17 protein-coding genes are annotated in these 26,340 nt (G+C 72.8%); 4 read left to right on the forward strand and 13 right to left on the reverse strand.

Features of this window, described 5'->3' with window-relative positions:
• Positions 1-123: 123 nt before the first annotated feature.
• The 3 genes from ACIQPQ_RS28025 to ACIQPQ_RS28035 form a co-directional block, all read right to left on the reverse strand.
• Positions 124-2,613, reverse strand: coding sequence for a SpoIIE family protein phosphatase (locus ACIQPQ_RS28025; RefSeq protein ID WP_401308921.1), 2,490 nt, complete (start codon positions 2,611-2,613; stop codon positions 124-126).
• A gap of 52 nt (positions 2,614-2,665) precedes the next feature.
• Entirely contained in the window at positions 2,666-6,940 is a 4,275-nt protein-coding gene (locus ACIQPQ_RS28030; protein WP_401308924.1) for a HAMP domain-containing protein, read from the reverse strand.
• 273 nt (positions 6,941-7,213) lie between these two features.
• On the reverse strand, positions 7,214-8,125 hold the full coding sequence (locus ACIQPQ_RS28035) for an RNA polymerase sigma factor SigF (protein WP_401308926.1): 912 nt from the start codon (positions 8,123-8,125) through the stop codon (positions 7,214-7,216).
• A gap of 297 nt (positions 8,126-8,422) precedes the next feature.
• Here ACIQPQ_RS28035 and ACIQPQ_RS28040 point away from each other — a divergent pair, with 297 nt between their 5' ends.
• Together ACIQPQ_RS28040 and ACIQPQ_RS28045 are read left to right on the forward strand one after the other, a co-directional pair.
• Entirely contained in the window at positions 8,423-8,794 is a 372-nt protein-coding gene (locus tag ACIQPQ_RS28040; RefSeq protein ID WP_383777500.1) for a PRC-barrel domain containing protein, read from the forward strand.
• Between the two features lie 105 nt (positions 8,795-8,899).
• On the forward strand, positions 8,900-9,523 hold the full coding sequence (locus ACIQPQ_RS28045) for an ATP-binding protein (protein ID WP_401308929.1): 624 nt from the start codon (positions 8,900-8,902) through the stop codon (positions 9,521-9,523).
• A gap of 114 nt (positions 9,524-9,637) precedes the next feature.
• Here the strand turns inward: ACIQPQ_RS28045 and ACIQPQ_RS28050 are convergent, their stop codons facing one another.
• The 8 genes from ACIQPQ_RS28050 to ACIQPQ_RS28085 form a co-directional block, all read right to left on the reverse strand.
• The gene (locus ACIQPQ_RS28050) at positions 9,638-10,099 is read right to left on the reverse strand and encodes an ATP-binding protein (RefSeq protein ID WP_401308931.1); all 462 of its coding nucleotides are present in this window, start codon (positions 10,097-10,099) and stop codon (positions 9,638-9,640) included.
• 114 nt (positions 10,100-10,213) lie between these two features.
• Positions 10,214-12,115 (reverse strand): AMP-dependent synthetase/ligase, encoded by a 1,902-nt coding sequence (locus tag ACIQPQ_RS28055; protein WP_401308933.1) that lies wholly within the window; start codon positions 12,113-12,115, stop codon positions 10,214-10,216.
• Between the two features lie 217 nt (positions 12,116-12,332).
• Positions 12,333-13,445 (reverse strand): glutamate--cysteine ligase, encoded by a 1,113-nt coding sequence (locus ACIQPQ_RS28060; RefSeq protein WP_401308936.1) that lies wholly within the window; start codon positions 13,443-13,445, stop codon positions 12,333-12,335.
• A gap of 63 nt (positions 13,446-13,508) precedes the next feature.
• A complete protein-coding gene (glgB, locus tag ACIQPQ_RS28065) occupies positions 13,509-15,704 on the reverse strand; it encodes a 1,4-alpha-glucan branching enzyme (protein WP_401308939.1) in 2,196 nt (731 codons plus the stop codon).
• A gap of 3 nt (positions 15,705-15,707) precedes the next feature.
• Positions 15,708-17,069 (reverse strand): maltokinase, encoded by a 1,362-nt coding sequence (locus ACIQPQ_RS28070; protein WP_401308941.1) that lies wholly within the window; start codon positions 17,067-17,069, stop codon positions 15,708-15,710.
• 28 nt (positions 17,070-17,097) lie between these two features.
• Entirely contained in the window at positions 17,098-18,816 is a 1,719-nt protein-coding gene (gene treS, locus ACIQPQ_RS28075) for a maltose alpha-D-glucosyltransferase (protein WP_401308943.1), read from the reverse strand.
• A gap of 32 nt (positions 18,817-18,848) precedes the next feature.
• On the reverse strand, positions 18,849-20,804 hold the full coding sequence (locus tag ACIQPQ_RS28080) for a maltotransferase domain-containing protein (RefSeq protein ID WP_401308946.1): 1,956 nt from the start codon (positions 20,802-20,804) through the stop codon (positions 18,849-18,851).
• A 141-nt stretch (positions 20,805-20,945) separates the two neighbouring features.
• On the reverse strand, positions 20,946-21,245 hold the full coding sequence (locus tag ACIQPQ_RS28085) for a DUF5133 domain-containing protein (RefSeq protein WP_383778527.1): 300 nt from the start codon (positions 21,243-21,245) through the stop codon (positions 20,946-20,948).
• Positions 21,246-21,539: 294 nt separating this feature from the next.
• Between ACIQPQ_RS28085 and ACIQPQ_RS28090 the strand changes: the two genes are divergently transcribed.
• Together ACIQPQ_RS28090 and glgX are read left to right on the forward strand one after the other, a co-directional pair.
• Positions 21,540-22,049, forward strand: a complete 510-nt coding sequence (locus tag ACIQPQ_RS28090) for a pep a2 (protein WP_401308949.1) — start codon at positions 21,540-21,542, stop codon at positions 22,047-22,049.
• Between the two features lie 32 nt (positions 22,050-22,081).
• Positions 22,082-24,193, forward strand: a complete 2,112-nt coding sequence (glgX, locus tag ACIQPQ_RS28095; RefSeq protein WP_401308952.1) for a glycogen debranching protein GlgX — start codon at positions 22,082-22,084, stop codon at positions 24,191-24,193.
• Positions 24,194-24,257: 64 nt separating this feature from the next.
• Here the strand turns inward: glgX and ACIQPQ_RS28100 are convergent, their stop codons facing one another.
• Together ACIQPQ_RS28100 and ACIQPQ_RS28105 are read right to left on the reverse strand one after the other, a co-directional pair.
• Positions 24,258-25,082, reverse strand: coding sequence for a VOC family protein (locus tag ACIQPQ_RS28100; RefSeq protein WP_401308954.1), 825 nt, complete (start codon positions 25,080-25,082; stop codon positions 24,258-24,260).
• Positions 25,083-25,366: 284 nt separating this feature from the next.
• On the reverse strand, positions 25,367-26,158 hold the full coding sequence (locus tag ACIQPQ_RS28105) for a SigB/SigF/SigG family RNA polymerase sigma factor (RefSeq protein ID WP_401308957.1): 792 nt from the start codon (positions 26,156-26,158) through the stop codon (positions 25,367-25,369).
• Between the last annotated feature and the right edge of the window lie 182 nt (positions 26,159-26,340).

The following is a 26,340-nucleotide window of genomic DNA, read 5'->3' on the forward strand; positions in this document are numbered from 1 at the left end:
AACAGCGGATACCCGAGATCCCGGCTGCCATTCCTGCCCCGTGCCACGACCCCCGGCCGACCCCGGCCGCGCCCCGGTCCCGGCCCGAGCCCCCCCGTACGGCCGGGCCCGGCCGTCGTCGGGCTAGCCCAGCCTGATGCCCACGATGCAGGTGTCGTCGTCCGTGTCGGAGCGGCTGTACGTCAGCAGCCGGTCCAACTGCTGGTCCAGGGACTTCGGCACCGAGCGGGCGTGGCTCAGCAACTGCGTCAGCGACTCCTCCACCGACCGGTCCCGCCGCTCGATCAGCCCGTCGGTGTACATCAGCAGGGTGTCCTCGGCGGCGAGCTGCACCTCCGCCTCCTCGTACTCCGTCTCCGGCACGGCGCCCAGCAGCATGCCCCGCAGCAGCGGCAGCGCCGCCGCGCCCGAGCCGCGCACCAGCACCGGCGGCAGATGTCCGGCCCGCGCCCACCGCAGGGTCCGCCGCACCGGGTCGTACATCCCGCAGACGGCCGTCGCCGTGACGGCGCCCGTCAGGTGGTGCGCCACGATGTTCAGCCAGGACAGCAGCTGGCCGGGGCCCGCGCCCGTCACAGCGAGGCCGCGCAGCGCGTTGCGCAACACGACCATGCTGGTCGCCGCCTCGATGCCGTGCCCCGCCACGTCGCCGACGCACAGCATCACCAGCCGGTTCGGCAGCACGACCGCGTCGTACCAGTCGCCGCCGACCAGCTGCTCCTCCTCGGCGGGCCGGTAGCGCACCGCGACCTGGAGTCCGGGGACCTCCAGCGGCGCCCGGGTCGGCGGCATGATCGCGTGCTGGAGCTGGAGGGCGAGCCGTCCCCGCTCGCTCGCGTGCTGCTCGGTCCGCGCCAGCCGGTCCCGGGTCGCCGCGAGCGCCACCTCCGTCCAGTGCTGCGCGGAGATGTCCTGGTAGGCGCCGCGCAGCGCGACCAGCCCGCCGTCGGTGTCCAGCACCGGCTCCGCCACGATCCGCAGGTGCCGGGTCACGCCGTCCGGCCGCTGGAGGCGGAACGCGGCGGAGGACGGTCGCCGGTGGTGCAGCAGGGTGCGCAGGAAACGGCCGATGGGCACCGCGTCGTCGGCGTGCGCGTGGGCGCCCAGGTCCTCCAGCGGCACCGGCCCGCTCGCCGGGTCCCGCCCGTACAGCGCGAACATCTGCGCGTTCCAGGTGGTCTCGCCGGTGAGGACGTTCTCCTCGAAGCCGCCGATCCGGCCCAGCCGCTGCGCGTGCTGCAACAGGCTCGCCAGCCGGGCCGTCTCGTCCTCGATGCGCCAGATCAGCAGGACGCAGCCGCCGTGGCGGCTGATGCTGAGATCGGCGACCGCCGACAGCGGCACCTCGTCCACCAGCGCCGTCAGGCTCATCCGGCGGGCCCGGAACGGCTCCCCGGTGGCGTGCACCCGCTCGATCCGCTGGAAGAGGTCGCTGCCGCCCGCCGCCAGCGGGTACGCCTCCAGCAGCAACGCGCCGTTCACCACCGCCCGCGGCCGTCCCGCTGGGTCGAGGAAGCGGTCGTTGACGTGCTGGACGCGGAAGTCCACCAGCCGGCCCGCGCCGTCCAGATGCGGCACGAGCACCAGCGCCGGGTCGTGCAGCCCGTCCGCGAGGTCCATGAGTTCCGCCGCGTCCGGCACCGGGCGCGGCCCCCGGCCGGCGGCCCCGTCGTGCGGGTACGTCTGGAGGGTGTGCGCGCACAGCTCCGCCAGCGCCTCCACCTGCTTGACCACCTGGGGCGGCTGCGGCTCCAGGAACCCCGGCCAGGCGATCTCCAGCACGCCGTGGACGCGCCCCCCGGTCCCGGCGGGCAGGGCCACCCGCCCGCCGTCGCGATGGCGCTGCCCGCCGATCGTCGGCAGCCCGGTCTGGGCGAGGGAGGTGATCCACCGCCCCGACCGCTCGGTCAGCCCGAGGCGGGCCACCGTGGCGACGTCCGGCGGCACGTACCGCCAGCGGTCGGCCTCCCCGGGCGGGAACCCGGCGCTGCCCGCCAGGGTGAGCGAGCCGTCGGAGCCCGCCGCCCAGATCGCCACCGCGACCGCGCCGAGCGGGCCCAGCGCGTGATGGAGCAGGGAGTCCGCGACGGCCTGCGCGTCGTCCGCCGCCAGCGCCCCGCTCTCCGCCGCTCGCAGCCGCACCGCGGCCGACTCGTCGGCGGGCACCCCCGAGCCGGACACGACGGCGAAGAACGCGTCCGTCACCTCCGACACCCGGTCGCTCGCGGCCTGGTTGATGACCTCCACCGCGAACTCCAGGGCGCTCACCCCGGCCTGCCGGGCGAGTTCGGTGAGCTGCCGCGCGGCCTCGGCGGGCCCGCAGCCCAGCCGCTCCACGAGGATGCCCTTGGCCAGCTCGACCAGGGCCCGCCCCTCGGCCTCGGCCTGCGCCGCCCGCACCTCCCGCCGCAGCCGCTCCACGGTCGCCGCGAGCCGCCCGACGGGGGTGGGCTCCCCGGCCGCCCCCTCGGAGGCCGCCGGGTCGAGCGCGCCGTCGTCCCCGCCGGGGTGCGGGGACACCGCCAGCGCGGCGGCCGTCGCGCCCTCGGGACCGTGCGGCACGGGACGGGCGGCGCCGTCCTGCCGTTCGTGGGGCTGCTCGGGAATGCTCATCGTGCGGTGACTCCTCGGCCGGGGCGCCTGGGGCGGGGGACGGGCGGCGCGCTCAGGCGGTCAGCCAGCGGCGGACGCAGGACATCAGGTCGTGGGTGTCCACCGGCTTGGTGACGTAGTCGCTGGCCCCCGACGCGAGGCTCTTCTCCCGGTCGCCCGGCATCGCCTTCGCGGTCACCGCCACGATCGGCAGATCGGCGTACCGGGGCATGGTGCGGATCTCGGCCGTGGCCGTGTACCCGTCCATCTCCGGCATCATCACGTCCATCAGCACCAGCGCCACGTCCGGGTTGGCCCGCAGCGTGTCGATGCCCTCCCGCCCGTTCTCCGCGTGCAGCACCCGCAGCCCGTGCAGCTCCAGAATGCCGCTCAGCGCGAACAGGTTGCGCGCGTCGTCGTCCACGACCAGCACGGTACGGCCCACCACCGCGTCGTCGACCGGCCGGTGCGCCACCGGCTGGGGCTCGTCCGGCCGCACCAGCGCCAGCACGTCGCCCGGCTCCTCGGCGGACAGGTGCAGTGTGATCCGCTCCCGCAGCTCGTCCAGGCTGGACAGGAATTCCAGCGGACGGCCCGCCGCACCCGACTGGAGCGTCCGCTCCTGCGCCAGGTCCGCCCGGTGCCCGCTGTGCACCAGCACCGGTACGCCCGCGAGCGCCGAGTCGCCCTGGAGCGCCGCCAGGAACCGCGACGCCTCCGCGTCGGGCATGCCCAGCTCCAGCACCACGCAGTGGCAGGGCTCCGCCGCGAGCGCCCCGGCCGCCTCCTGCGCGCCGACCGCGGTGACGATGTCGACCGGCGGCTGCGGCGCCCCGTCGTCCCGGCTGCGCGCCATGTCGGCGACCACGCTCTCCGCGACCAGCGTCAGCAGCCCGCGCGGCCGCTCCTCCACCACCAGCAGCCGGCGCGGGCGCCGCCCGGCCGCGGGCGCCGCGAGGGGGATGCCCAGCGGCCGGTCGGCGCTCTCCACCGCCTGCGGCTCGTACGCCCGCTCCACCGCCCGGCCGCTGCCGAGCAGCTCCTCGAACTCGCCGCGCGCGACCGGCAGATAGAGCGTGAACGTGCTGCCCTTGCCGGGCGTGCTGTCCACCGTGACCGCCCCGCCCAGCAGATGGGCGATCTCCCGCGTGATCGACAGCCCGAGCCCCGTCCCGCCGTACTTGCGGCTGGTCGTGCCGTCCGCCTGCTGGAAGGCGCCGAAGATGGTCTCCAACTGCTGCTCCGGGATGCCGATCCCGGTGTCCCGCACCCGGAACGCGACCACCGTGCCGCCACCTGCCACCCCCGCGGGCACCTCCTCGGCGGACACCGGCTCGATCCGCAGCTCCACCCCGCCCTGCTCGGTGAACTTCACCGCGTTGGAGAGCAGGTTGCGCAGCACCTGCCGCAGCCGCGAGTCGTCGGTGAGCAGGTCGGCCGGGGCCCCGGTGGCGGTGCTCACCGCGAACTCCAGGCTCTTCTGCGTCGTCATCGGCCGGAACGTCGCCTCGACGTACTCGATGAGCTGCCGCAGCGGCACCCGTTCCGGGGAGACGTCCATCTTGCCCGCCTCGACCTTCGACAGGTCCAGGATGTCGTTGATCAGCTGGAGCAGGTCCGAGCCCGCCGAGTGGATGATCCCCGCGTACTCCACCTGCTTCGGCGTGAGATTGCGCGACGGGTTCTGCGCGAGCAACTGGGCCAGGATCAGCAGGCTGTTGAGCGGGGTGCGCAGCTCGTGGCTCATGTTGGCCAGGAACTCCGACTTGTACTTCGACGCCAGCGACAACTGCTGCGCCCGCGCCTCCAGTTCCTGCCGCGCCTGCTCGATCTGGAGGTTCTTCGCCTCGATGTCCCGGTTCTGCGCCACCAGCAGCGACGCCTTCTCCTCCAGCTCGGCGTTGGAGCGCTGCAACTCCTCCTGCTGCGCCTGCAACTCCGCCGATCTGGCCTGGAGTTCGGCCGTCAGCCGCTGCGACTCGTCGAGCAGTTCGTCGGTACGGGCGTTCGCCACGATGGTGTTGACGTTGACGCCGATGGTCTCCCGCAACTGCTCCAGGAAGTCCCGGTGGATCTCGGTGAAGGCGCTCACCGACGCCAGCTCGATCACCCCGAGCACCTGCCCCTCGGACAGGATCGGCAGCAGGAGCAGCGCGGTCGGCTCGACCCGGCCCAGCCCGGAGGAGATCGTCACGTACCCGGCGGGCAGCTCGTCGACCGCGATCGTCCGGCGGCTGCGGGCAGCCTGGCCGACCAGGGAACGCCCGAACGGGAACCGGGTGGGGCGGTCGTCGTCGTCCGGGTAGCCGTAGCCGCCCACCAGCCGCAGCTCGGGGCCGCGGGCACCGTCGTCGGCGAGGTAGAACGCGCCGTACTGCGCGGCCACCAGCGGCACCAGCTCGTCCATGATCAGCTCGGCCACCACGGGCAGATCCCGGTGGCCCTGCATGAGCCCGGAGATCCGCGCCAGGTTGGTCTTGAGCCAGTCCTGCTCCTGGTTGGCGAGGGTCGTCTCGCGCAGCGACCCCACCATCGAGTTGATGTTGTCCTTGAGCTCGGCGACCTCGCCGGACGCCTCCACGGTGATCGACCGGGTCAGGTCGCCCTCGGCGACCGCGCTGGTCACCTCGGCGATCGCCCGCACCTGCCGGGTGAGGTTCCCGGCCAGCTCGTTGACGTTCTCGGTGAGCCGCTTCCAGGTGCCGGAGACGCCCTCCACCTCGGCCTGCCCGCCGAGGCGGCCCTCGGTGCCGACCTCGCGGGCGACGCGGGTGACCTCGTCGGCGAACGCGGAGAGCTGGTCGACCATCGTGTTGATGGTCGTCTTCAGCTCCAGGATCTCGCCGCGCGCGTCGACGTCGATCTTCTTCGACAGGTCGCCCCGGGCCACCGCCGTCGTCACCAGGGCGATGTTGCGCACCTGGCCGGTCAGGTTGTTCGCCATCGAGTTGACGTTGTCGGTGAGGTCCTTCCAGGTCCCGGCCACGTTCGGCACGTGCGCCTGCCCGCCGAGGCGGCCCTCGGTGCCGACCTCGCGGGCGACACGGGTGACCTCGTCCGCGAACGCGGACAGGGTGTCCACCATCGTGTTGATGACGTCGGCGAGCGCGGCGACCTCGCCCTTGGCCTCGACGGTGATCTTCTGCGACAGGTCGCCGCGCGCCACGGCGGTCGCGACCTGGGCGATCGAGCGGACCTGGCCGGTCAGGTTGGACGCCATCACGTTGACGTTGTCCGTGAGGTCCTTCCAGGTGCCCGAGACCCCGCGGACCGTGGCCTGCCCCCCGAGGTTGCCGGCCGTGCCGACCTCGCGGGCGACCCGGGTGACCTCGTCGGCGAAGGCGGAGAGCTGGTCGACCATCGTGTTGATGGTGTTCTTGAGTTCCAGGATCTCGCCGCGCGCGTCGACGGTGATCTTCTGCGACAGGTCGCCCTCGGCGACCGCGGTGGCGACCTGGGCGACGTTGCGGACCTGGGCCGTCAGGTTTCCGGCCATGAAGTTCACCGAGTCGGTGAGGTCCCGCCAGGTGCCCTTGACGCCCTTCACGTCCGCCTGGCCGCCGAGGCGGCCCTCGGTGCCGACCTCGCGGGCGACGCGGGTGACCTCGTCCGCGAAGGCGGAGAGCTGGTCGACCATCGTGTTGATGGTGTTCTTGAGTTCCAGGATCTCGCCGCGCGCGTCCACGGTGATCTTCTGCGACAGGTCGCCCTTGGCCACGGCCGTCGTCACCTGGGCGACGTTGCGGACCTGGGCGGTGAGGTTTCCGGCCATGAAGTTGACCGAATCCGTGAGGTCCCGCCAGACGCCCGCCACCCCGGGCACCTGCGCCTGGCCGCCGAGGCGGCCCTCGGTGCCGACCTCGCGGGCGACGCGGGTGACCTCGTCCGCGAAGGCCGACAGCTGGTCGACCATCGTGTTGACGGTCTCCTTGAGCTGGAGGATCTCCCCGCGCGCGGGCACGTCGATCTTCTGCGACAGGTCGCCCTTGGCCACCGCCGTCGCCACCTGCGCGATGTCGCGCACCTGCGTGGTGAGGTTGCCCGCCATCGCGTTGACGGAGTCGGTGAGATCGGCCCAGGTGCCGGAGACGCCCGGCACCTCCGCCTGCCCGCCGAGGGTGCCCTCGGTGCCGACCTCGCGGGCCACCCGGGTGACCTCGGAGGTGAACACCGACAGCTGGTCCACCATCCCGTTGAAGACGGTGGCGATGTCGCCCATCAGGCCTTCGCCGTCGGCGGGCAGCCGGGTGCCGAAGTCGCCGTCGCGCACGGCGGTCAGACCGGCCAGGAGCTGTCTCAGCTCCTGGTCGCCCGGGACCGTGTCGACCTCGGTGGCGTTGCTGGTCATGCGCACCCTCGTTCCGCTCCCCAGGAGCCCCCGGCGGGAGCTCGGAACCTGGCCGCCCCGCTGGGGCGGCACCGCATGTCGTGCGTCCATCCCCGCAGTTCACGGAAGCGCGCGATGAGAGAGATCCGCCGCAGGCTAACCCACCGGCCTGCGGCGGAACAAAGTCTCTCCGTCACCCGTCACTCACCGCACGTGCACGGAACGTGTGCGTGCGGGGAAATGCGGTCGGGGGCCACGGCCCGGGTGCGGCGGTCGGGCGGCGCAGCCGGGGCGTCAGGCCGCCTCGGAGCCGAGCAGCCCGGTGCGCAGCCGGCCCATCATGCGGCTGATCAGCCGGGAGACGTGCATCTGCGAGATGCCCAGCTCCTGCCCGATCTCGGCCTGGGTGCGCTCCTCCACGAACCGCAGGTGCAGAATCAGCCGCTCCCGCGGGTCGAGCCGCGCGATCAGCGGCGCCAGCGAGTGGAAGTCCTCGACGAGCGCGAGGGCCGGTTCCTCTACACCGAGGAAGTCGGCCAGCACCGACTCGCCGTCCACCCCGCCGTCCGTGCTGAGCGCCGCGTCGAGCGACGCGGACGTGTAGCAGTTCGACGCCTTGCGGGCCTCGATCACCTCCTCCTCGGGCAGCGACATCAGCGCGGACAGCTCGCGCGTGGTGGGCGTCCGCCCCAGCCTGGTCCGCAACTCCTCGGTCGCGCGGGCGAGTTCGACGCGCGCCTCCTGCAACCGCCGGGGGACGTGCACCGCCCAGCCGGTGTCCCGGAAGAACCGCTTGATCTCGCCGACGATGTACGGCACCGCGAACGAGGTGAACTCGACCTCGCGGCTCAGGTCGAAGCGGTCGATCGCCTTGATCAGGCCGATCGTGCCGACCTGGACGATGTCCTCCATCGAGTCGCCCCGCCCGCGGAACCGCGAGGCCGCGTACCGCACGAGGGACAGGTTCATCTCGATGAGCGTGTTGCGCACGTACTGGTGCTCGCGCGTGCCCTCCTCCAGGACCGCCAGCCGGTCGAAGAACCGGCGCGACAGCTCCCGCGCGTCCCTCGGCGCGACCTGGCTCGGCACGTCGACGACCGGGACCCCGTCCCCGGCCGTGCCGTCCCCCGGGGCCCCGCTCCCCGGACCCTCCCCGGCCGTCGGCCGTCCACCGGCCGTCCGTGCCCTCACCGTCACGGCATCCATGCCGCTCTCTCCGTTCGTTCGTGGCCCCGCCGCATCACCGCGGACCGCCGGGCCGGTCGATGACGCCAAGCGTGTGCCCGTGCTTCCGCGCCGCATGCCGTACCGGATGCGGCCGCCGATCTTCCCTTTCGGGTGCCTTTCGCCCGCCCTCCGGCCGCCCCCTCCGCCTCCTGTCCACCCCCGGCCCGCCCCGCCGTCCCGCCGCTCGTCGGGAACCCGGCGGGGCGGGTCCCGTCCGGCCCGAATGCGGGTGCGAGGGCCGGGTAAGGGAGCTGTGGAACGTGAGAAGGGAGAAGCGTGACCATCGACAACATCTGGTTCTACGCGCCGGAGAGCGGCCACACGGCGGGACAGGACCTCACGGGGTACGGGGTGGTGGCGTCCGACGGCACGGTCGGGCACGTCGAGCGCGAGGACGGCCACCACGGCATGTGGCACCTGGTCGTCGACACGGGCGTGTGGCTGTTCGGCCGCAGCGCCGTCGTGCCGGTGGGCGTGGTGGAGGCGGTGGACGACGAGAACCGCAAGATCACGCTGGCCTGCACCGGCGACGAGGTCAAGGAGGCCCCGCGGTTCCACACCGACAGCGAGACCATGGACCCCGCGTATCTGACGTCCGTCGCCGAGTACTATCAGCGACTCGCCCCTCGCGGTACCGCGACCGCCTGACGTGGGGAGGGGCCACCGACATGACCGAGCCGTGAGGACCGCGCCGCGCGGTGCGGCACGGACAGAGACCGCGCGGCGCGGCAGGGACAGAGGGGGAGCCCGGCCATGAGGGGTGACGAACTCGCTCCCGTCGACCCCGGGTTCACCCCGGTGCCCGCGGTGACGACCGCCGCCGCGGCCCGGGACCGGGCCCGCGCCGTCGTGGACGCCGCGTGGACCGATCCGGCCCGGCCGCCCGGCGAACGCGACCTGATCGACCTGCTGCTCGTCGTGTCGGAGCTGGTGACCAACGCCATCCGGCACGGCGGCGGCCTCGCGGGCTTCGAGGCGTCCGCGACGGCGGACGGTGTCCTGCTCGCCGTGCACGACCACAGCGACACGGTCCCGGCCGGTGCGTCCGGCACCGCCGCCTTCCCCGTCGGCCACCTCGGCAGCGGCTACGGCTGGCCGCTGATCGCCCGGCTGGCCCGCGACATCACCGTCCACCCCCGGCGCGCGGGCGGCAAGACCATCACGGTCTTCGTCCCGGTCGGACCGGAGGAGACCGCCGAGAACGCCGAGAACGCCGAGAACGGGGACACCGTGACGACCCCGCGGACCGTGGAGACCACGCGCACCGCGGCCACCGCCGACGCCGCGGGGACCGCGGAGGCCGGTCGCACCGGACCCACGCGGTGCGCCGAGGGCCACGCGGAGTGCACCGTGCACGCCGGAGCGGCCGGGCGGTAGCGGCGGCCCGAGCGGGCGGGGGGTGCGCGGGGACGCCGTACCGCACGAAGGCCCCGCGACCCGTCTCACCGGGGCGGGGCCTCACTCGTGGTGTGCCGGGCTCTCACCCGGCCCTCACCAGGGCAGGAAGACGTGGATGTCCTTGCCGCCCTCGTCCGACCCGTCGCCCGCGCCACCGTCCCGGGGCACCACGCTCACCTGGCTGCACAGCGTGTGGATCAGGTGCCAGCCGATGCCGCCGCCCCCGCTGTCCGGGTGGAACGGCCGGGGCGTCGGCGCGACCGGGCTGGTGTCGGCCACGGTGACGTGCACGCCGTCGAAGGTGGAGCGCAGTTCCAGCGTGAACGGGCCGGGCGCGTACTGGACCGCGTTCGAGGCCAGTTCGGTCACGATCAGCACGATGTCGTGCCAGCACTCGGGTGCCGCGGGCGGCACGGCCAGTGCCAGGGCGCGCAGGAACTCCTCGGTCTCCAGGCGCGCGCCCGTCACGTCGTGCGGCACGCCCTCGAAGCGTGCGGTGCGGCCCGGGATCGCCCAGGAGGACAGTGCGTCGTTGTCTCGGGGCTCGGTCGCCATGTCGTCGGTGCGGTCCGCTGCCGCCGGACCGTCGTCCTTTCTCGTACGGCATCTCGTTCGCCACTGTCAGGGTTCCCGAGGCGGCGCGGCCTACGCGTCCGGCCGCCGCCCGGCTCAGCGGAACACGTCGTCGGTGTCGTCCCAGCCCAGCACCTCCGCCGGTCCCGGCTCGCGGGGCGCCCGCGCGCGGGCCTGGTACATCGCCTCGATCTCGGCCGCGTAGTGCCGGGCGATCGCGTCCCTGCGCAGCTTCATCGACGGCGTCAGCAGCCCGTTGGACGGTCCGAAGGGCTCCGGCAGGATGCGGAAGACCCGGATCGACTCCGAGCGGGACACCGTGCTGTTCGCGGCGGCGACCGCCCGCGCGACCTCCTCGCGCAGCGCGTTCTCCTCGCGGGCCTCCCGGTTCGCCGAGTCGCCCTGGAGGGTCAGCCCGCTCCGCCAGTGCGCCAGGAACTCCGGGTCGAGCGTGATCAGCGCGCCCACGCACGGCCGGTCGTCGCCGACGACGATCGCCTGGTGGACCAGGGGATGCACCCGCAGCCGCTGCTCCAGCGCGGCCGGGGCGACGCTCTTGCCGCCGTTGGTGATGATGACGTCCTTCTTGCGGCCGGTGATCGTGAGGTACCCCTCGGAGTCCAGCCGTCCCAGGTCGCCGGTGGCCAGCCAGCCGCCCCACAGCGCCGCCCGGGTGGCGGCGTCGTCGCTGACGTAGCCCTGGAACACGGACGGGCCGCGCACCAGGATCTCCCCGTCGTCGGCGACCCGGATCTCGGTGCCGGGCAGGGCCTGGCCGACGGTGCCGCTCTTCTCCCGGCCGAGCGGCTGCATGGTGACCCCGCCGCTGGTCTCGGTCAGGCCGTAGCCGTCGTGGACGTGGATGCCGATGCCCTCGAAGAACAGCGACAGGTCGCGGTGCAGGGGCGAGCCGCCCGAGGTCGCGCGGTGGACCCGCCCGCCGAGGGAGGCGCGCAGCCGCCGGTAGACCGTCCGCTCGAACACCGCGTGCTGGAGCCGCAGATCGAGGCCCGGACCCGAGCCGCGGCCCAGCCGCTGCCGCTCCACGGCCCGCGCGAAGTCCCGCGCCGTGTCCGCCGCCCGCTCGAACAGCGCGCCCCGCCCCGCCTGCTGCGACGTCCGCAGGAAGTTCGTGTAGATCTTCTCGAAGATCGACGGGACGCCGTAGAGGTACGTCGGCCGGAAGGTCAGCAGGGCCTCCGCCAGGGCCTCCCCGCCGAGGTCGGGCTCGTGGCCCATGAGGATGCCGCCGCGCAGGCACAGTCCCTGGATCATCAGCCCGTACACATGGGAGAACGGCAGGAAGGCGAGGACCGCCGGGCGTTCCCCGGCCGGTGCCGCGGTGTGCCCCCAGCCCGCCAGCAGGGTGTCGCAGGGCCAGGCGAGGCTGCGGTGGCTGAGCGCGCAGCCGAGCGGCCGCCCCGAGGTGCCCGAGGTGTACGCGATCACGGCGGTGGAGTCGGGCAGCACGATCCGGCGCAGCGAGTCCACGGTGGTCATCGGGATCGACTCGCCGCGCCGGGTGAGTTCCTCGAACGCGCCCGCGTCGAGCTGCCAGACATGGCGCAGCGCGGGCAGCGCCGCGCACACCGAGCCGACCGTCATCACGCTCTGCTCGTCCTCGACCAGGACCCCCACGCAGCGGGCGTCACGCAGAATCCACTCGACCTGCTCCCGCGAGGACGTCGGATGGATGGGCACGACCTCGGCGCCGACCGCCCACAGGGCGTAGCTCATCACCGTCCACTCGTACCGGGTGCGGGCCATGATCGCGACGCGGTGCCCGGGGGAAGTCCCGCAGGCGATCAGGCCCTTGGCCAGATCCACCACCTCGTCGCGCAGCTCCTCGGCCGTCACCTCCCGCCATGCCCCGGCGGGGGCGGCGCGCCGGGCGAGGACCGGATGGCGCGGCGTCCGGGCGGCGGTCTCGAAGACGCTGTCGGCGAGACCTCCGGTGAGGTTCGCGGCGGCCGGGGGAGCGAGGGCGACGTCGCGCATGCGCTGCTCCTGACAAGTGCGGATCGTGCCGCAGCCCGCGTACGGGCTGTGACTCCGCCGACGGGTACGGTCATCGACGGTGGTCGAATGTAGCCCAGGCGGGAGCACAAGTGGCCAGGATCGGATAACTATTCCGCCCGTATCTGCGGCAGGCCGCCGACCGCGTCCGCCCGCGCCCGACGACGGCCGGGCGGTGGGGCCGGGGCCGGGCGGGGCGTCATCCCTCCTGGGTCAGCCGTACGCACGTACCGACGACGTCGCGCAGGCTGCCCGTGCGTCGCCACACCTCGTGCTGGACGCGTGCGCCGTTGCCGTCCCGGAGCAGGTCGGCGCACGAGGCCCGCACGCGCTGCCCGTCGCCGCTGTCGGACAGTGCGGCGCCCACGTGGTCGAGGAGTGCCTCGACGACCTCCGCGGCGGGCGCGCGCCGCATCGTCGCGGGGTGCAGCAGGTCCCCGGTGAGCCCGGAGCGGGCGGCACGCCAGCCCGCCAGCCGCAGCAGGCTCACACTGTGGTCCACGGGACCGGTCCCGGCCCGCCACTCCCGGGCCGCCGTCTCGACGAGGCCGCGCACCAGGGCGGCGACGAGGACGGCGGTGTCGGCGCGCAGGCACACGTCCGCGACCCGCACCTCGACCGTCGGGTAGCGGGCGGACACGCGGGCGTCGAAGTAGATCATCCCCTCGTCGAGGAGGGTGCCGGTCTCCACCATGTCGGCGACCCGCCGCCGGTAGCCCTCGGCCGAGCCGAACAGCTCGGTGGGCCCGGCGGAGGGCCAGCGCTGCCAGACCCGGCTGCGGTAGCTGCTGTAGCTGGTCTCCCTGCCCTGCCAGAAGGGGGAGTTGGCGCTGAGCGCGGTGAGCACGGGCAGCCAGGGCCGTATCCGGTCGAGGACGGCGACGCCCTCCTCGTCGGATTCGACGGAGACGTGCACATGGCAGCCGCACACCATCTGTTCGCGGGTGGCGATGCCGAACTGCTCCTCCATCCACCGGTAGCGGCGGCCCATGCCGACCGAGGGCTGTACCGGCAGCGGCGAGGTGGCGAGCGCCGCCACCGCGCAGCCGGTCTCCTTGGCGTGTCCGGCGGCCTCGGCCCGTATCCGGACGATCTCGGCCGCCAGCTCGTCCATGCCGGACTGCGGGTGGGTGGCGAACTCCAGCATCTGGGCGTGGAGTTCGCCCTCGAAGACGTCCGGGCCGCCGTCGTCCTCGCCGCGCCCGTCCCGCTCGCGGGTGGCGCGGGCGAGGACGGCGGCCGAGAGGGCCCGCGGTTCGCCGGTCTCGGGATCTACGAGGAGGAGTTCCTCCTCCACTCCGACTGTGCGCACGTCATGCAGCCCTTCTGGCAGGTGGTACGCACCCGACTGCCCCGCGGTGCCTCCTTCACACGGCTACGGCGTCAGCCACACCGTCGCCAGCGGCGGCAGCGTGAGCGCGATGTGCCCGTCCACCGCCTTCACCGGCTCCGTCAGGCGCACGTCACCGCCGCCGTAGCGGGCGTCGTCGGTGTTGAGCGCCTCGTGCCAGACGGGTACGTCGCCGGGGACGCCGAGCCGGTAGCCGTGCCGGACGACGGGGGAGAAGTTGCTGACCGCGAGCAGCGGCGCCCCGTCCGCGTCGTACCGCAGGAACGCGAAGACGTTGTCGTCGGCCGCGTCGCACAGCACCCACCGGAACCCGGCCGGGTCGGTGTCCCGCTGCCACAGCGCCGGGGTCGCCCGGTACACGGCGTTGAGGTCCCGCACGAGGTCCCGTACGCCGCGGTGGTCGGCCTCGGCGCCGTAGGCGGGGTCGAGGAGCCACCAGTCGGGGCCGTGCGCCTCGGACCATTCGGCGCCCTGGGCGAACTCCTGTCCCATGAAGAGGAGTTGCTTGCCGGGGTGGGCCCACATGAAGCCGAGGTAGGCGCGGTGGTTCGCGCGTTGCTGCCACCAGTCGCCGGGCATCTTCGACACCAGCGCCTGCTTGCCGTGCACGACCTCGTCGTGGGAGATCGGCAGGACGTAGTTCTCGCTGTAGGCGTAGATCATCGAGAACGTCATCTCGTGGTGGTGGTACTTGCGGTGCACCGGCTCCTTCGCGATGTACTCCAGGGAGTCGTGCATCCAGCCCATGTTCCACTTCAGCCCGAACCCGAGGCCGCCGTGTTCGGTCGGCCGGGTCACCCCGCCCCACGCGGTGGACTCCTCGGCGATCGTCACGACGCCGGGGTTGCGCCGGTAGACGGTGGCGTTCATCTCCTGGAGGAACGCCATCGCGTCCAGGTCCTCCCGGCCGCCGTGCACGTTGGGCGTCCACTGCCCGGAGTCCCGCGAGTAGTCGAGGTAGAGCATCGAGGCGACGGCGTCGACCCGCAGCCCGTCGACGTGGAACTCCTCGCACCAGTAGGTGGCGTTGGCGACGAGGAAGTTGCGCACCTCGGTCCGCCCGAAGTCGAACTCGTAGGTGCCCCAGTCCGGGTGCTCGGCCCGGCGGGCGTCCCCGGGCTCGTAGAGCGGCTCCCCGTCGAACCGGGCCAGCGCCCAGTCGTCCTTCGGGAAGTGCGCGGGCACCCAGTCGACGATCACGCCGATCCCGGCCCGGTGCAGCGCGTCGACCAGGAACTTGAAGTCGTCGGGCGTGCCCAGGCGGGAGGTCGGCGCGTAGAACCCGGTGATCTGGTAGCCCCAGGACCCGCCGAAGGGATGCTCCGCCACCGGCATGAACTCCACGTGCGTGAAGCCCATCTCCTTGACGTACGCCGGAAGTTCCTCCGCCAGCTGACGGTACGTCAACCCAGGTCGCCAGGAGGCGAGATGGATCTCGTACACCGACAGCGGGGCCTCGTGCACCGGCAGGTCGCCCCGGTGCGCGAGCCATTCCGCGTCGCCCCACTCGTAGTGCGAGGCGTGCACGATCGACGCGGTGTCCGGCGGGACCTCAGCGCGCCGCGCCATCGGGTCGGCCTTGAGGAAGCGCTGCCCGTGCCGGGAGGTGATCTCGAACTTGTACCGGGTGCCCTCACCGACGCCCGGCAGGAACAGCTCCCACACCCCGGACGCGCCCAGCGACCGCATCGGGAACGCCGTCCCGTCCCAGTGCGTGAAGTCGGCGGCCACCCGCACACCCCGCGCGTTGGGCGCCCACACCGTGAACCGGGTGCCGGTCACGCCCTGGTGGGTCATCGGCTCCGCGCCGAGCGCCTTCCACAGCTCCTCGTGCCGCCCCTCCCGGACGAGATGCAGATCGAGTTCGCCCAGCGCCGGAAGGAAGCGGTACGGGTCGTGCGTCTCCGTCGCCGCGCCCTCGTACGCCACCGACAGGGTGTAGTCGGGCACCGAGGTCATCGGCAGGACCGCCGCGAACAGGCCGTCGCCCTCCGACACCAGCGGGGTCCGCGCGCCGTCCACGACGACCGCCACGGACCGCGCGAACGGCCGCAGCGCCCGGAACAGGACGCCACCCGGGACCGGGTGCGCGCCCAGCAGCCCGTGCGGGTCGTGGTGCTCACCGGCCAGCAGCCGCCCCCGGTCGGCGGGGTCGAGCGCGGGGGCCGCCGTGGGGCGGGGCCCGGCCGACTCGGGCGGGGAGGTGTCACGCAGTGCCATGGGTCAGTCTCCTCGGACGGCGAGGCGCTCGATCGCCGCCATCGGTACGGGTAGCCAGTCGGGGCGGTGCCGGGCCTCGTACAGCACCTCGTAGACGGCCCGGTCGGTTTCGTAGGCGCGCAGCAGCGCGTGTTTCTCGCGGGGGTCCCAGCCGGCCCGGACCGCGTACCCGGCGCAGAACGCGTCCCGGCAGCGGCGGGCCCACTCCGGCCGCCAGGGCCGGCGCTGGCGGGCCGCGTAGTCGAAGGAGCGCAGCATCCCGGCGATGTCGCGGACCGGGGAGTGCGGGCTGCGCCGTTCGGCCAGCGGCCGGGACGGCTCGCCCTCGAAGTCGATGACGAACCATTCCCGTCCGGCCCGCAGCACCTGCCCGAGGTGCAGGTCGCCGTGGATGCGCTGGGCCGCCGGGCCCGGTTCGCTGCCCGCGAGCGCCCCGAAGGCGGTGGTGAGGCCGGGCACGAACGGCCGCAGCGTCGGCACGTGGTGGGCCGCCGCCTCCAGCCGTTCGGTCATCGCCGCCGCCGTCCGCGCGTTGTCGCCGCGCGGCGCCGACGGGAACGCGGCGGCGAGCGCGAGGTGCACCTCCGCGGTGGCCCCGCCCAGCGCGTACGCCTGCGGGGTGAAGTCGTCCCCGCGGGCCAGCGCGTCGAGCGCGAGGGTCCACCCGTCGGAGGCGTCCGGCAGGAACGGCTGGAGCACGCCCAGCGTCGCCTCCTGGGGATGGTTCGTCCGGAACCAGGCGACCGGGGCGGGCACCCGGCCGCAGCCCTGCCCGGCCAGCGCGACCGGCACCTCCAGGTCCGGGTTGACGCCGGGCTGGATGCGCCGGAACACCTTCAGGATGAAGGAGTCGCCGTACACGAGCGAGGTGTTGGACTGCTCGGCCTCCAGCAGCCGGGGCGCGAGCCCGGACGGGACCGGGACCGACGGGTCCGACTCGAAGCACAGCGGCCCGAGCGTCCCCGGATGCCGCAGGCGTTCCAGCAGCAGGTGCGCCGACCGGGGGTCCTGGAGCGCGTCGTGCACGGTCAGTCCCGCGAGCGCGCCCTCCTCCACCTTGCCGATCAGCGCCCGGCCCAGCCGGGGCGACAGATGCTTCTGGATGCCCAGCAGCAACTGGTAGCAGTCGCCGGGCGGCGGGGTGTTGCCGGGCGACGGCACGCCGGACTGGCCGGTCTGCACCAAGAGATGCAGACAGCCCGGGTACAGCTCGGTCATCGACAGCAGACGCAGGTCGTTGAGGGGCCGGTCCTTGCCCGCGAACCAGCGCTGCCGGGGCAGCCATTCGCGCAGCAGCGCGCCGAGCGTCCCCGTGGTGCGGACGCCGACGTCACTGGCCGGACTCAGAGGTGCGGTCTTCTGCATGGTGACGCGTCCTTCCCTCGGCGCACGCTCACAGGCGCCGTCCGACGCGGGATGCGGCTCGGGTGAGCCGGAACCAGTAGAAACCGTGCCCTGCGAGGGTGAGCAGGTAAGGCAGTTCACCGATCGCGGGGAAGCGGACCCCGCCGAACAGTTCGACCGGGTGACGGCCGTCGAAGCGGCGCAGGTCCAGCTCGGTGGGCTGGGAGAAGCGCGAGAAGTTGTGCACGCACAGGACGAGGTCGTCCTCGTACTCGCGCAGGAACGCGAGGACGGCCGGGTTGGACGACGGCAGCTCGGTGTAGGTGCCGAGGCCGAAGGCGGGGTTCTGCTTGCGGATCTCGATCATGCGGCGGGTCCAGTGCAGCAGCGAGGAGGGCGACGCCATCGACGCCTCCACGTTGACCACCTGGTAGCCGTGGACCGGGTCCATGATGGCGGGCAGGTAGAGCCGACCCGGATCGCACGACGAGAAACCGGCGTTGCGGTCGGGGGTCCACTGCATCGGGGTGCGGACGCCGTCGCGGTCGCCGAGCCAGATGTTGTCGCCCATGCCGATCTCGTCGCCGTAGTAGAGGATCGGTGAGCCGGGGAGGGAGAGCAGGAGGGCGGTGAAGAGTTCGATCTGGTTGCGGTCGTTGTCGAGGAGGGGGGCGAGGCGGCGCCGGATGCCGATGTTGGCGCGCATCCGCGGGTCCTTGGCGTACTCCGCGTACATGTAGTCGCGCTCTTCGTCGGTGACCATTTCGAGGGTCAGCTCGTCGTGGTTGCGCAGGAAGATCCCCCACTGGCAACTGGACGGGATGGCGGGGGTCTTGGCGAGGATCTCGGAGACCGGGTAGCGCGACTCGCGGCGCACGGCCATGAAGATGCGCGGCATGACGGGGAAGTGGAACGCCATGTGGCACTCGTCGCCGCCCGAGGCGTAGTCGCCGAAGTAGTCGACGACGTCCTCCGGCCACTGGTTCGCCTCGGCGAGGATGACCGTGTCCGGGTAGTGGGTGTCGACCTCTCTGCGGACCCGCTTGAGGAAGGTGTGCGTCGCCGGGAGGTTCTCGCAGTTGGTCCCCTCCTGCGCGTACAGGTACGGCACCGCGTCCAGCCGGAACCCGTCGATCCCGAGGTCGAGCCAGAACCGCAGCGCGGCCAGGATCTCCTCCTGGACGGCCGGGTTCTCGTAGTTGAGGTCGGGCTGGTGGGAGAAGAACCGGTGGAAGAAGTACTGCCCCCGCACCGGGTCGTACGTCCAGTTGGAGACCTCGGTGTCGACGAAGATGATGCGGGCGTCGGGGTACTTCTTGTCGTCGTCGGCCCACATGTAGTAGTCGCCGTACGGCCCGTCGGGGTTCGCGCGGGACTCCTGGAACCACGGGTGCTGGTCACTCGTGTGGTTCATGACGAAGTCGATGATGACCCGCATGCCCCGCTGATGCGCCGCGTCGACGAACTCCACGAAGTCGGCCAGGTCCCCGAACTCCGGGAGGACGGCCGTGTAGTCGGAGACGTCGTAGCCCCCGTCCTTCAGAGGCGACTGGAAGAAGGGGGGGAGCCAGAGGCAGTCGATGCCGAGCCACTGGAGGTAGTCGAGTTTCGCGGTGAGGCCCTTGAGGTCGCCGACCCCGTCGCCGTTGCTGTCCTGGAACGTCCGGACGAGGACCTCGTAGAAGACGGCTCGTTTGAACCACTCGGGGTCGCGGTCCTTGGCCGGGGTGTCCTCGAAGGTGTCCGGGACAGGGGAGTTGACGGTCATGGCGGGGTGGGGTCTCCGATCGGTGCTGCGGGTCACCGGACGTGGAACACGTGGGCGGGCGCCCGGCCGGGCTCCAGGCGTACGTAGTTGGTCCTGCTCCAGGCGTAGGTCTCGTCGGTCAGCTCGTCGCACACGGACAGGGACGCGCCCTCGTCCAGGCCGAGCGCGCCCAGGTCCAGCGAGACCGTGGTCTCCTGCGTGTGATGCGGGTCGAGATTCGCGACCACCAGCACCGTGTCCTCGCCCGTCCGCTTGCTGAACGCGATCACCGCGTCGTTGTCCGTCCCGTGGAAACGGAGGTTGCGCAGCCGCTGCAACGCCGGATGCGCCCGCCGGATGTGGTTGAGGCGGGTGATGAGGGGGGCGAGGGTGGTGCCTTCGCGGGCGGCGGTGTCCCAGTCGCGGGGGCGGAGCTGGTATTTCTCGGAGTCGAGGTATTCCTCGCTGCCCGGCTTGGCGGGGGTGTTCTCGCAGAGTTCGTAGCCGCTGTAGAGGCCCCAGGAGGGGGAGAGGGTCGCGGCGAGGACGGCGCGGACCTCGAAGGCGGGGCGCCCGCCGTGCTGGAGGTAGGCGTGGAGGATGTCGGGGGTGTTGGGGAAGAAGTTGGGCCGCATGTAGGCGGCCGCCTCCCCGGTGAGTTCGGTGAGGTAGTCGGTGAGTTCCTGTTTGGTGGTGCGCCAGGTGAAGTAGGTGTAGGACTGCTGGAAGCCGGTCTGGGCGAGGGTGTGCATCATCGCGGGCCGGGTGAAGGCCTCGGCGAGGAAGATGACGTCGGGGTCGGTGCGGTTGATGTCGGCGATGACGCGTTCCCAGAACACGACGGGTTTGGTGTGGGGGTTGTCGACGCGGAAGATCCGCACGCCGTGGCCCATCCAGTGCCGCAGGACCCGCACGGTCTCCTTGACGAGGCCGTTCATGTCGGCGTCGAAGGCGATGGGGTAGATGTCCTGGTACTTCTTGGGCGGGTTCTCGGCGTAGGCGATGGTGCCGTCGGGCCGGTGGTTAAACCACTCGGGGTGTTTGTGGACCCAGGGGTGGTCGGGGGAGCACTGGAGGGCGAAGTCGAGGGCGATCTCCAGGCCGTGGGAGGCGGCCTCGCGCACGAACCAGGCGAAGTCGTCGAGGGTGCCGAGGCCGGGGTGGACGGCGTCGTGGCCGCCTTCGGGGGAGCCGATCGCCCAGGGCACGCCGACGTCGTCGGGGCCGGGGGTGAGGGTGTTGTTGCGGCCCTTGCGGAACGTCGTCCCGATCGGGTGGATCGGCGGGAGGTAGACCACGTCGAACCCCATCGCCGCGATCTCCGGCAACCGCCGCGCGGCCGTGCGGAACGTGCCGTGCGGCTGCTCGGGGGTGCCCTCCGAGCGGGGGAAGAACTCGTACCACGAACCGAACAACGCCCGCTCCCGCTCCACCTGCACGGGCAGCGGGGCACTGGCGGAGACGAACTCACGGAAGGGGTGCCGGGCCAGGACCTCGTCGACCTCCGGCGCCAGCGCCGCGGCGTAGCGCTCCGCCACCGGCAGCGTGTCGTCCAGCACCCTGCGGGCCGCCTCCCGCACCGCCACCCGGCCGGGCCCGCGCGGCACCTTCGCCGCCGCCCGCTCCAGCAGCAGACCGCCCTCCTCCAGCACCAGACCCGTGTCGATGTCCGCCGGGATCTTCACCGCCGCGTGCGCGCGCCAGGTGGTCACCGGGTCGCTCCACGCCTCCACCGTGTACGTCCAGCGGCCCGTCTCCGTGAGGGTCACCTCGGCGCCCCAGCGGTCCGTGCCGGGCGCGAGTTCACGCAGCGGGGTCCACGCGCCGCGGCGGCCGTCCGGACCCTTGAGGACCACGTTCGCGCCGACCGCGTCGTGGCCCTCCCGGAAGACCGTCGCGGTGATCTCGAACGACTCGCCGCGCACCGCCTTCGCCGGCCGCCTGCCGCACTCCACGCGCGGACGGACGTCCCGCACCGGGATACGGCCGATCGCTCTGCTGGACCTCACGCTGCACCTCCGCTGTAACTCGAACCGCTGAACCCGAACCACTGCACTGAAAAAGGTTTCTCTTGCCTGCCGTTTGCCGTTTGCCGCCGGGCCCCTGCGGGTCCCGGCGGCGGGCCCCGTCTCCGGGCGTCGGCCCCGGACCTAGCGGTCCGCCGCGAGCCGCAGCGCGGGACGTGTCGGAGCGAACCGTGCCACGCCGTCCGCCCGGTGACGTGCGACGGCACGCCGCAACCGCGTCTCGGCGCCCGCTCGGACGTACTGCTCGGCCGCGTCCGCCGCCTCGCGCGCGCAGCGCTTGCCCATCAGCACGCACAGCGTGTATCCGCTGTCCTCGAAGCTGGCCCGCACCGTGCCGTCCCCGGGACTCGCGAGCATCGCGCGCTCCCAGGCGCGGTAGCTGCGCAGACGCCTGGCGACTTCGGTCTTCGCTGGTAGCAGCATGGCGCTGGTCACCTTCCGGGAGATGCGAGGGGTCTGTCGCTCCGCGTCGAGCGGGTCGGCCTGCCGACGGAGGCGCGCACTGGTCAAACCTCCCGGGGCCTTCACTCATGGTGCACGGCCCACCACACAACGTCCTGTTGGATCTTGTGTGTGGTGTGCTCGTGTTGCACGAATGGCGTAGCCGTCCCACTGTGGTTGTGACTCAGGAGCGATCGATGCTCACGCTTCGTGTCCAGCGCTCGGCCCGTCGGGCCGAGGAGGAGCGCGAGCCTCGCCGGTGAGGAGCGAACGACGATGAAGACCGCAGTCCCCTGCTACTACCACCTCGACGTGGACGTCAGCCCGGAACGGGTCGGGCAGGTCAGGCGCATCCTGGCCGCCCACCTCAGGTACTGGGACCTGGAGACGCTGGTCGAGCCCGTCTGCGGCGGCGCCGAGATGCTGCTGCGGGCCATCGACGAGCACGCCACGGACAAGCACATCTCGGTCGAGCTGTGGTGGAACGGCCAGCACCTGATCACGGCCGTCGGGGGCGACGACCGGGACCTGCGCCCGGACCAGGACCTGCGCGGCTGTCTGGAGCGGATCGCCGCGATCAGCGACGGCTGGGGCTGCTGCGCCACCGACACCGGCAGCAAGGTCATCTGGTTCTCGCGCCGCGTCCGCGCCGCCGAGCGCGTCCCGCGGGTGCCGTCCGTGCCCGACCGTGACCTGCGCGCGGTGCTGCTGGTGCCGCGCCCGGCCCGGACGGCCGCCCTCGCGGCGCCCGCCGGGCGCGACGGCGTCCTGGAGGGCGCCCGGTGACCCGAGGGACGCACCGGACCCCAGGGGCGCCCGTGTGGAGCGGGCGCCCCTATCCGTTGGGCGCCGACTACGACGGCAAGGGCACCAACTTCGCGCTGTTCAGCGAGGTCGCGCACCGGGTCGAACTGGTCCTGGTCGACGAGGACGGCGGCAGCCGCTCCGTCCCGGTCACCGAGGTCGACGGCTTCGTCTGGCACGCCTACCTGCCCGGCGTCGGTCCGGGGCAGCGCTACGGCTACCGCGTCGAGGGCCCCTGGGACCCGGCCTCGGGCCACCGCTGCAACCCGGCGAAGCTGCTCCTCGACCCGTACGCGCGGGCCGTGGACGGCCAGATCGACAACCACGCCTCGCTGTTCGAACGGGCGGGCGACCGGCCCGATCCGAAGGACAGCGCCGGGCACACCCTGCTCGGCGTGGTCACCGACCCGGCGTTCGACTGGCAGGGCGACCGCCCGCCGCAGCGCTCCTACGCCGACACGGTCATCTACGAGGCGCACGTGCGCGGCCTGACCCGCACCCACCCCGACGTCCCCGAGGAACTGCGCGGCACGTACGCCGGTCTCGCGCACCCCGCGATCACCGGGCACCTCGTCTCGCTGGGCGTCACGGCGGTCGAACTGATGCCGGTCCACCAGTACGTCCAGGACGGCACCCTCACCGACCGGGGCCTGTCCAACTACTGGGGCTACAACACCATCGGGTTCTTCGCCCCGCACCACGCCTACGCCGCCCACGGCAGTCGGGGCGAGCAGGTCACCGAGTTCAAGTCGATGGTCAGGGCGCTGCACGCGGCCGGGCTCGAAGTGATCCTCGACGTGGTCTACAACCACACCGCGGAGGGCAACGAGAAGGGCCCCACCCTCTCCTTCCGGGGCATCGACAACGCCTCGTACTACCGCCTGGTGGACGGGGACTTCACGCACTACTACGACACCACCGGCACCGGGAACAGCCTGCTGATGCGGCACCCCTACGTGCTCCAGCTGATCATGGACTCGCTGCGGTACTGGGTGACCGAGATGCACGTCGACGGCTTCCGCTTCGACCTCGCGGCCACCCTCGCCCGCCAGTTCCACGAGGTGTCCCGGCTGTCGGCGTTCTTCGACCTGATCCAGCAGGACCCGGTGATCAGCCGCGTCAAGCTGATCGCGGAGCCCTGGGACGTCGGCGAGGGCGGCTACCAGGTCGGCAACTTCCCCCCGCTGTGGTCGGAGTGGAACGGCCGCTACCGGGACGCCGTACGGGACTTCTGGCGGGCCGAACCGGGCTCGCTCGGTGAGTTCGCGTCCCGGCTGACCGGCTCCTCCGACCTCTACGCCCACCACCGGCGCCGCCCGCGCGCCAGCGTCAACTTCGTGACCGCGCACGACGGTTTCACGCTGCGCGACCTCGTGTCGTACAACGACAAGCACAACGAGGCCAACGGCGAGGGCAACCGGGACGGCGACAACGGCAACCGGTCCTGGAACTGCGGCGCCGAGGGCGACACCGACGACGCAGGCGTGCTGGAGCTGCGCGCGCGCCAGCAGCGCAACCTGATGGCCACGCTGCTGCTGTCGCAGGGCATCCCGATGATCTGCCACGGCGACGAGCGGGGCCGCACCCAGGGCGGCAACAACAACGCCTACTGCCAGGACAACGAGGTCTCCTGGGTGGACTGGCGGCCCACGGACGACGGCCGTGACCTGACGGACTTCACCCGCCGCCTGATCGCGCTGCGCGCCGCCCACCCCGTGCTGCGCCGACGGCGGTTCTTCCGCGGGGAGACCGTCACGCACGCCGGGCAGCCGCTGCCCGACCTGGTGTGGCTGCTGCCGGACGCGCGCGAGATGACCGACGCGGACTGGGACCGGTCCGACGCGCACTGCGTGGGCGTCTTCCTCAACGGCGACGCCATCGCCGAACCCGACCCGCGCGGGCGGCCCGTCGTCGACGACTCGTTCCTGCTGCTGCTCAACAGCTACTGGGAGCCGGTCGTGTTCCGGCTGCCCGGCGCCGAGTACGGCGAGCGCTGGACGGTGTGCGTGGACACCGTGGAGCCCGACGGCGGGCCGGACGAGACCGAGTACAAGGCGGGCGCCGAGGTGACCGTCGAGGCGCGCGGCCTGGTGGTGCTGACCCGGCCGCCGAGACGGTCGGAGTAGCCGGTCCCGGCGGCCCTGAACTCCCCCTCGATCGAAGCAGGGGGAGTCCAGGGCCGCGGAGGTTTCAGGGCGTGCGCTGGGTGGTGACCGTGAACTGGGCGCCGTCGGGGTCCCGCAGGACGGCCTCGTCGGCGCCCTCGCCGAGCACGCTGCCCCCGTGCAGTTCGGCGGCCCGCGCGCACGCCTCGGCGTCCGTCACCTTGAAGTTGACCTGCCAGTGCGGTCGGAGCGCCGGGTCGGGGGCCGCCTCCAGGGCGCCGGACGAGATCCGCGCGACGGCCTCGCCCCGGCTGCGCAGCACGACCTCGCCGCCCTCGTAGTGGACCTGGCAGCCGCCCGGCCGGTCCGCCGCCCACTCCAGGATCTCGCCGTAGAAGATGGCGGAGTCGAAGGCGTCGCGGGTGTGCAGCCGGACGAAGGCGGGCGCCGTCTGGCGCCAGGCCTCCCAGTTGTGGATGAGGTCGCCCTCCCAGACGCCGAAGGCCGCGCCGTCCCGGTCCGCGAGGAGCGCCGCGCGGCCCGGCGGCAGCGAGATCGGGCCGACGGCGACGGTGCCGCCCCGCTCCCGGGTCCGCGAGGCCGCCACATCGGCGTCGGGGACGGCGAAGTACGGCGTCCAGGCCACCGCCATCTGCCACATGGACGCGACGGCGGCGACCCCGGCGACGGGCACCTCGTCGACCAGCGCGGTCCGGAACTGGTCCCCGAGCGACCCCCGCCGCCACCGCCAGCCCAGGACGGCCCCGTAGAACGCCTGGGTGGCCTCCAGGTCGCGGCTGGTCAGGCTCACCCAGCAGGGCGCGCCGAACACGGACCGCGTGGAGACCGCCTCCGGCGCGCCGGGGGAGGGCCGACGGGCGGCGGCGGGGGAGGGGGGCTGAGGGTTCATGGCACTCGCGTTCCTGAGGGGGCGGCGTCGGTCGTCGCCGGTCGGCGGGTCGTTCCCAGTGTCGGACCCGACCGGCCCGCGGCGCCCGGCGACCGGCCCCCGGTACGACGCCGGAGAGGTCCGGGTACCGCGCGTGCGCACAGGTGAAACCGACGGGTCCCGGGCCTGTGCGCGGCGGATCATGTTCCACCGAACGAGTGACGCCTCGCGGGCCGCGACGGCGGGCGCGAGGCAGGCCTCGGCGGCACCGTGCGCCCCGCAGGTGCAGGCGTGGCCGGCTTCTGTCAGCCCGCCTCGGCGGCGACCTCCGCGCGCAGGCGCGCGACGCAGCCCGCGAGCAGCCGGGAGACGTGCATCTGGGAGATGCCGAGCCGCTCCGCGATGCCGCTCTGGGTCATCCCGGCGAAGAAGCGCAGGTACAGGATGGTCCGTTCGCGTTCCGGCAGCGCCCGCAGACAGGGCGCCGCGGCCACCCGGTCCTCCACGACGGCGTAGCCGGGGTCGGAGTCGCCGAGCGCGTCCTCCAGGGCGTAGCCGTCGGTGCCGGGCAGTTCGGCCTCCAGCGACAGCGCGGTGAAGCACTCCAGCGCCTCGGCGCCGGTGCGCACCTCGTCCTCGGTGAGGTGGGCGTAGGCGGCGATCTCGGCGACGGTCGGGGCGCGGCCGGGGATCGTCTGGGACAGTTCCTTCGCCGAGCGCCGTACGCGGTTGCGCAGGTCCTGGACGCGCCGCGGGACGTGCAGGGTCCACATGTGGTCGCGGAAGTGGCGCTTGATCTCGCCGGTGATGGTGGGCACCGCGTACGCCTCGAAGGCCCGTCCGCGGTCCGGGTCGTAGTGGTCGACCGACTTCACCAGACCGAGGGCGGCCACCTGGTAGAGGTCCTCCAGGGACTCGCCCCGGCCGCGGAAGCGGACGGCGATCCGCTCGGCCATGGGCAGCCAGAGCCGCACCAGTTCGTCACGCAGGGCCTGGCGCCGGGGCCCGTCGGGCAGGTCGGCGAGCAGGCGGAAGGACTCGGCGGTGTCGGGGGCGTCGTCATGGGGGTGCTGCTTCGTTCTGACGGTGGTACGCATCAGCGCGCCTCCCTCAGGGCGGGTGCCGGTGGTGGGACGGTCCGGAGCACTCCCCTCCCGATGCCCGCTGTGTCGACTTCTAAAACGATTTGATGGTTTTAGTCCGTTTTGCTCACGCGGGACCTGGCGACAGCCCGCCGCCCACGCCTCCCGAACCCTGGAGGGACGGGCTTGACCGGCCC

The sequence above is a fragment of the Streptomyces sp. NPDC091281 genome, assembly GCF_044757425.1.
Lineage (GTDB): Bacteria > Actinomycetota > Actinomycetes > Streptomycetales > Streptomycetaceae > Streptomyces.

What these genes read in the sequence shown, in the direction of transcription:
- ACIQPQ_RS28070 (WP_401308941.1), bottom strand. Translation starts at nt 17,069, where the DNA reads ATGCAGAAGACCGCACCTCTGAGTCCGGCCAGTGACGTCGGCGTCCGC.
- ACIQPQ_RS28085 (WP_383778527.1), bottom strand. Translation starts at nt 21,245, where the DNA reads ATGCTGCTACCAGCGAAGACCGAAGTCGCCAGGCGTCTGCGCAGCTAC.
- ACIQPQ_RS28035 (WP_401308926.1), bottom strand. Translation starts at nt 8,125, where the DNA reads ATGGATGCCGTGACGGTGAGGGCACGGACGGCCGGTGGACGGCCGACG.
- ACIQPQ_RS28045 (WP_401308929.1), top strand. Translation starts at nt 8,900, where the DNA reads ATGAGGGGTGACGAACTCGCTCCCGTCGACCCCGGGTTCACCCCGGTG.
- treS (WP_401308943.1), bottom strand. Translation starts at nt 18,816, where the DNA reads ATGACCGTCAACTCCCCTGTCCCGGACACCTTCGAGGACACCCCGGCC.
- ACIQPQ_RS28055 (WP_401308933.1), bottom strand. Translation starts at nt 12,115, where the DNA reads ATGCGCGACGTCGCCCTCGCTCCCCCGGCCGCCGCGAACCTCACCGGA.
- ACIQPQ_RS28030 (WP_401308924.1), bottom strand. Translation starts at nt 6,940, where the DNA reads ATGACCAGCAACGCCACCGAGGTCGACACGGTCCCGGGCGACCAGGAG.
- glgB (WP_401308939.1), bottom strand. Translation starts at nt 15,704, where the DNA reads ATGGCACTGCGTGACACCTCCCCGCCCGAGTCGGCCGGGCCCCGCCCC.
- ACIQPQ_RS28100 (WP_401308954.1), bottom strand. Translation starts at nt 25,082, where the DNA reads ATGAACCCTCAGCCCCCCTCCCCCGCCGCCGCCCGTCGGCCCTCCCCC.
- ACIQPQ_RS28090 (WP_401308949.1), top strand. Translation starts at nt 21,540, where the DNA reads ATGAAGACCGCAGTCCCCTGCTACTACCACCTCGACGTGGACGTCAGC.
- ACIQPQ_RS28050 (WP_401308931.1), bottom strand. Translation starts at nt 10,099, where the DNA reads ATGGCGACCGAGCCCCGAGACAACGACGCACTGTCCTCCTGGGCGATC.
- ACIQPQ_RS28025 (WP_401308921.1), bottom strand. Translation starts at nt 2,613, where the DNA reads ATGAGCATTCCCGAGCAGCCCCACGAACGGCAGGACGGCGCCGCCCGT.
- ACIQPQ_RS28105 (WP_401308957.1), bottom strand. Translation starts at nt 26,158, where the DNA reads ATGCGTACCACCGTCAGAACGAAGCAGCACCCCCATGACGACGCCCCC.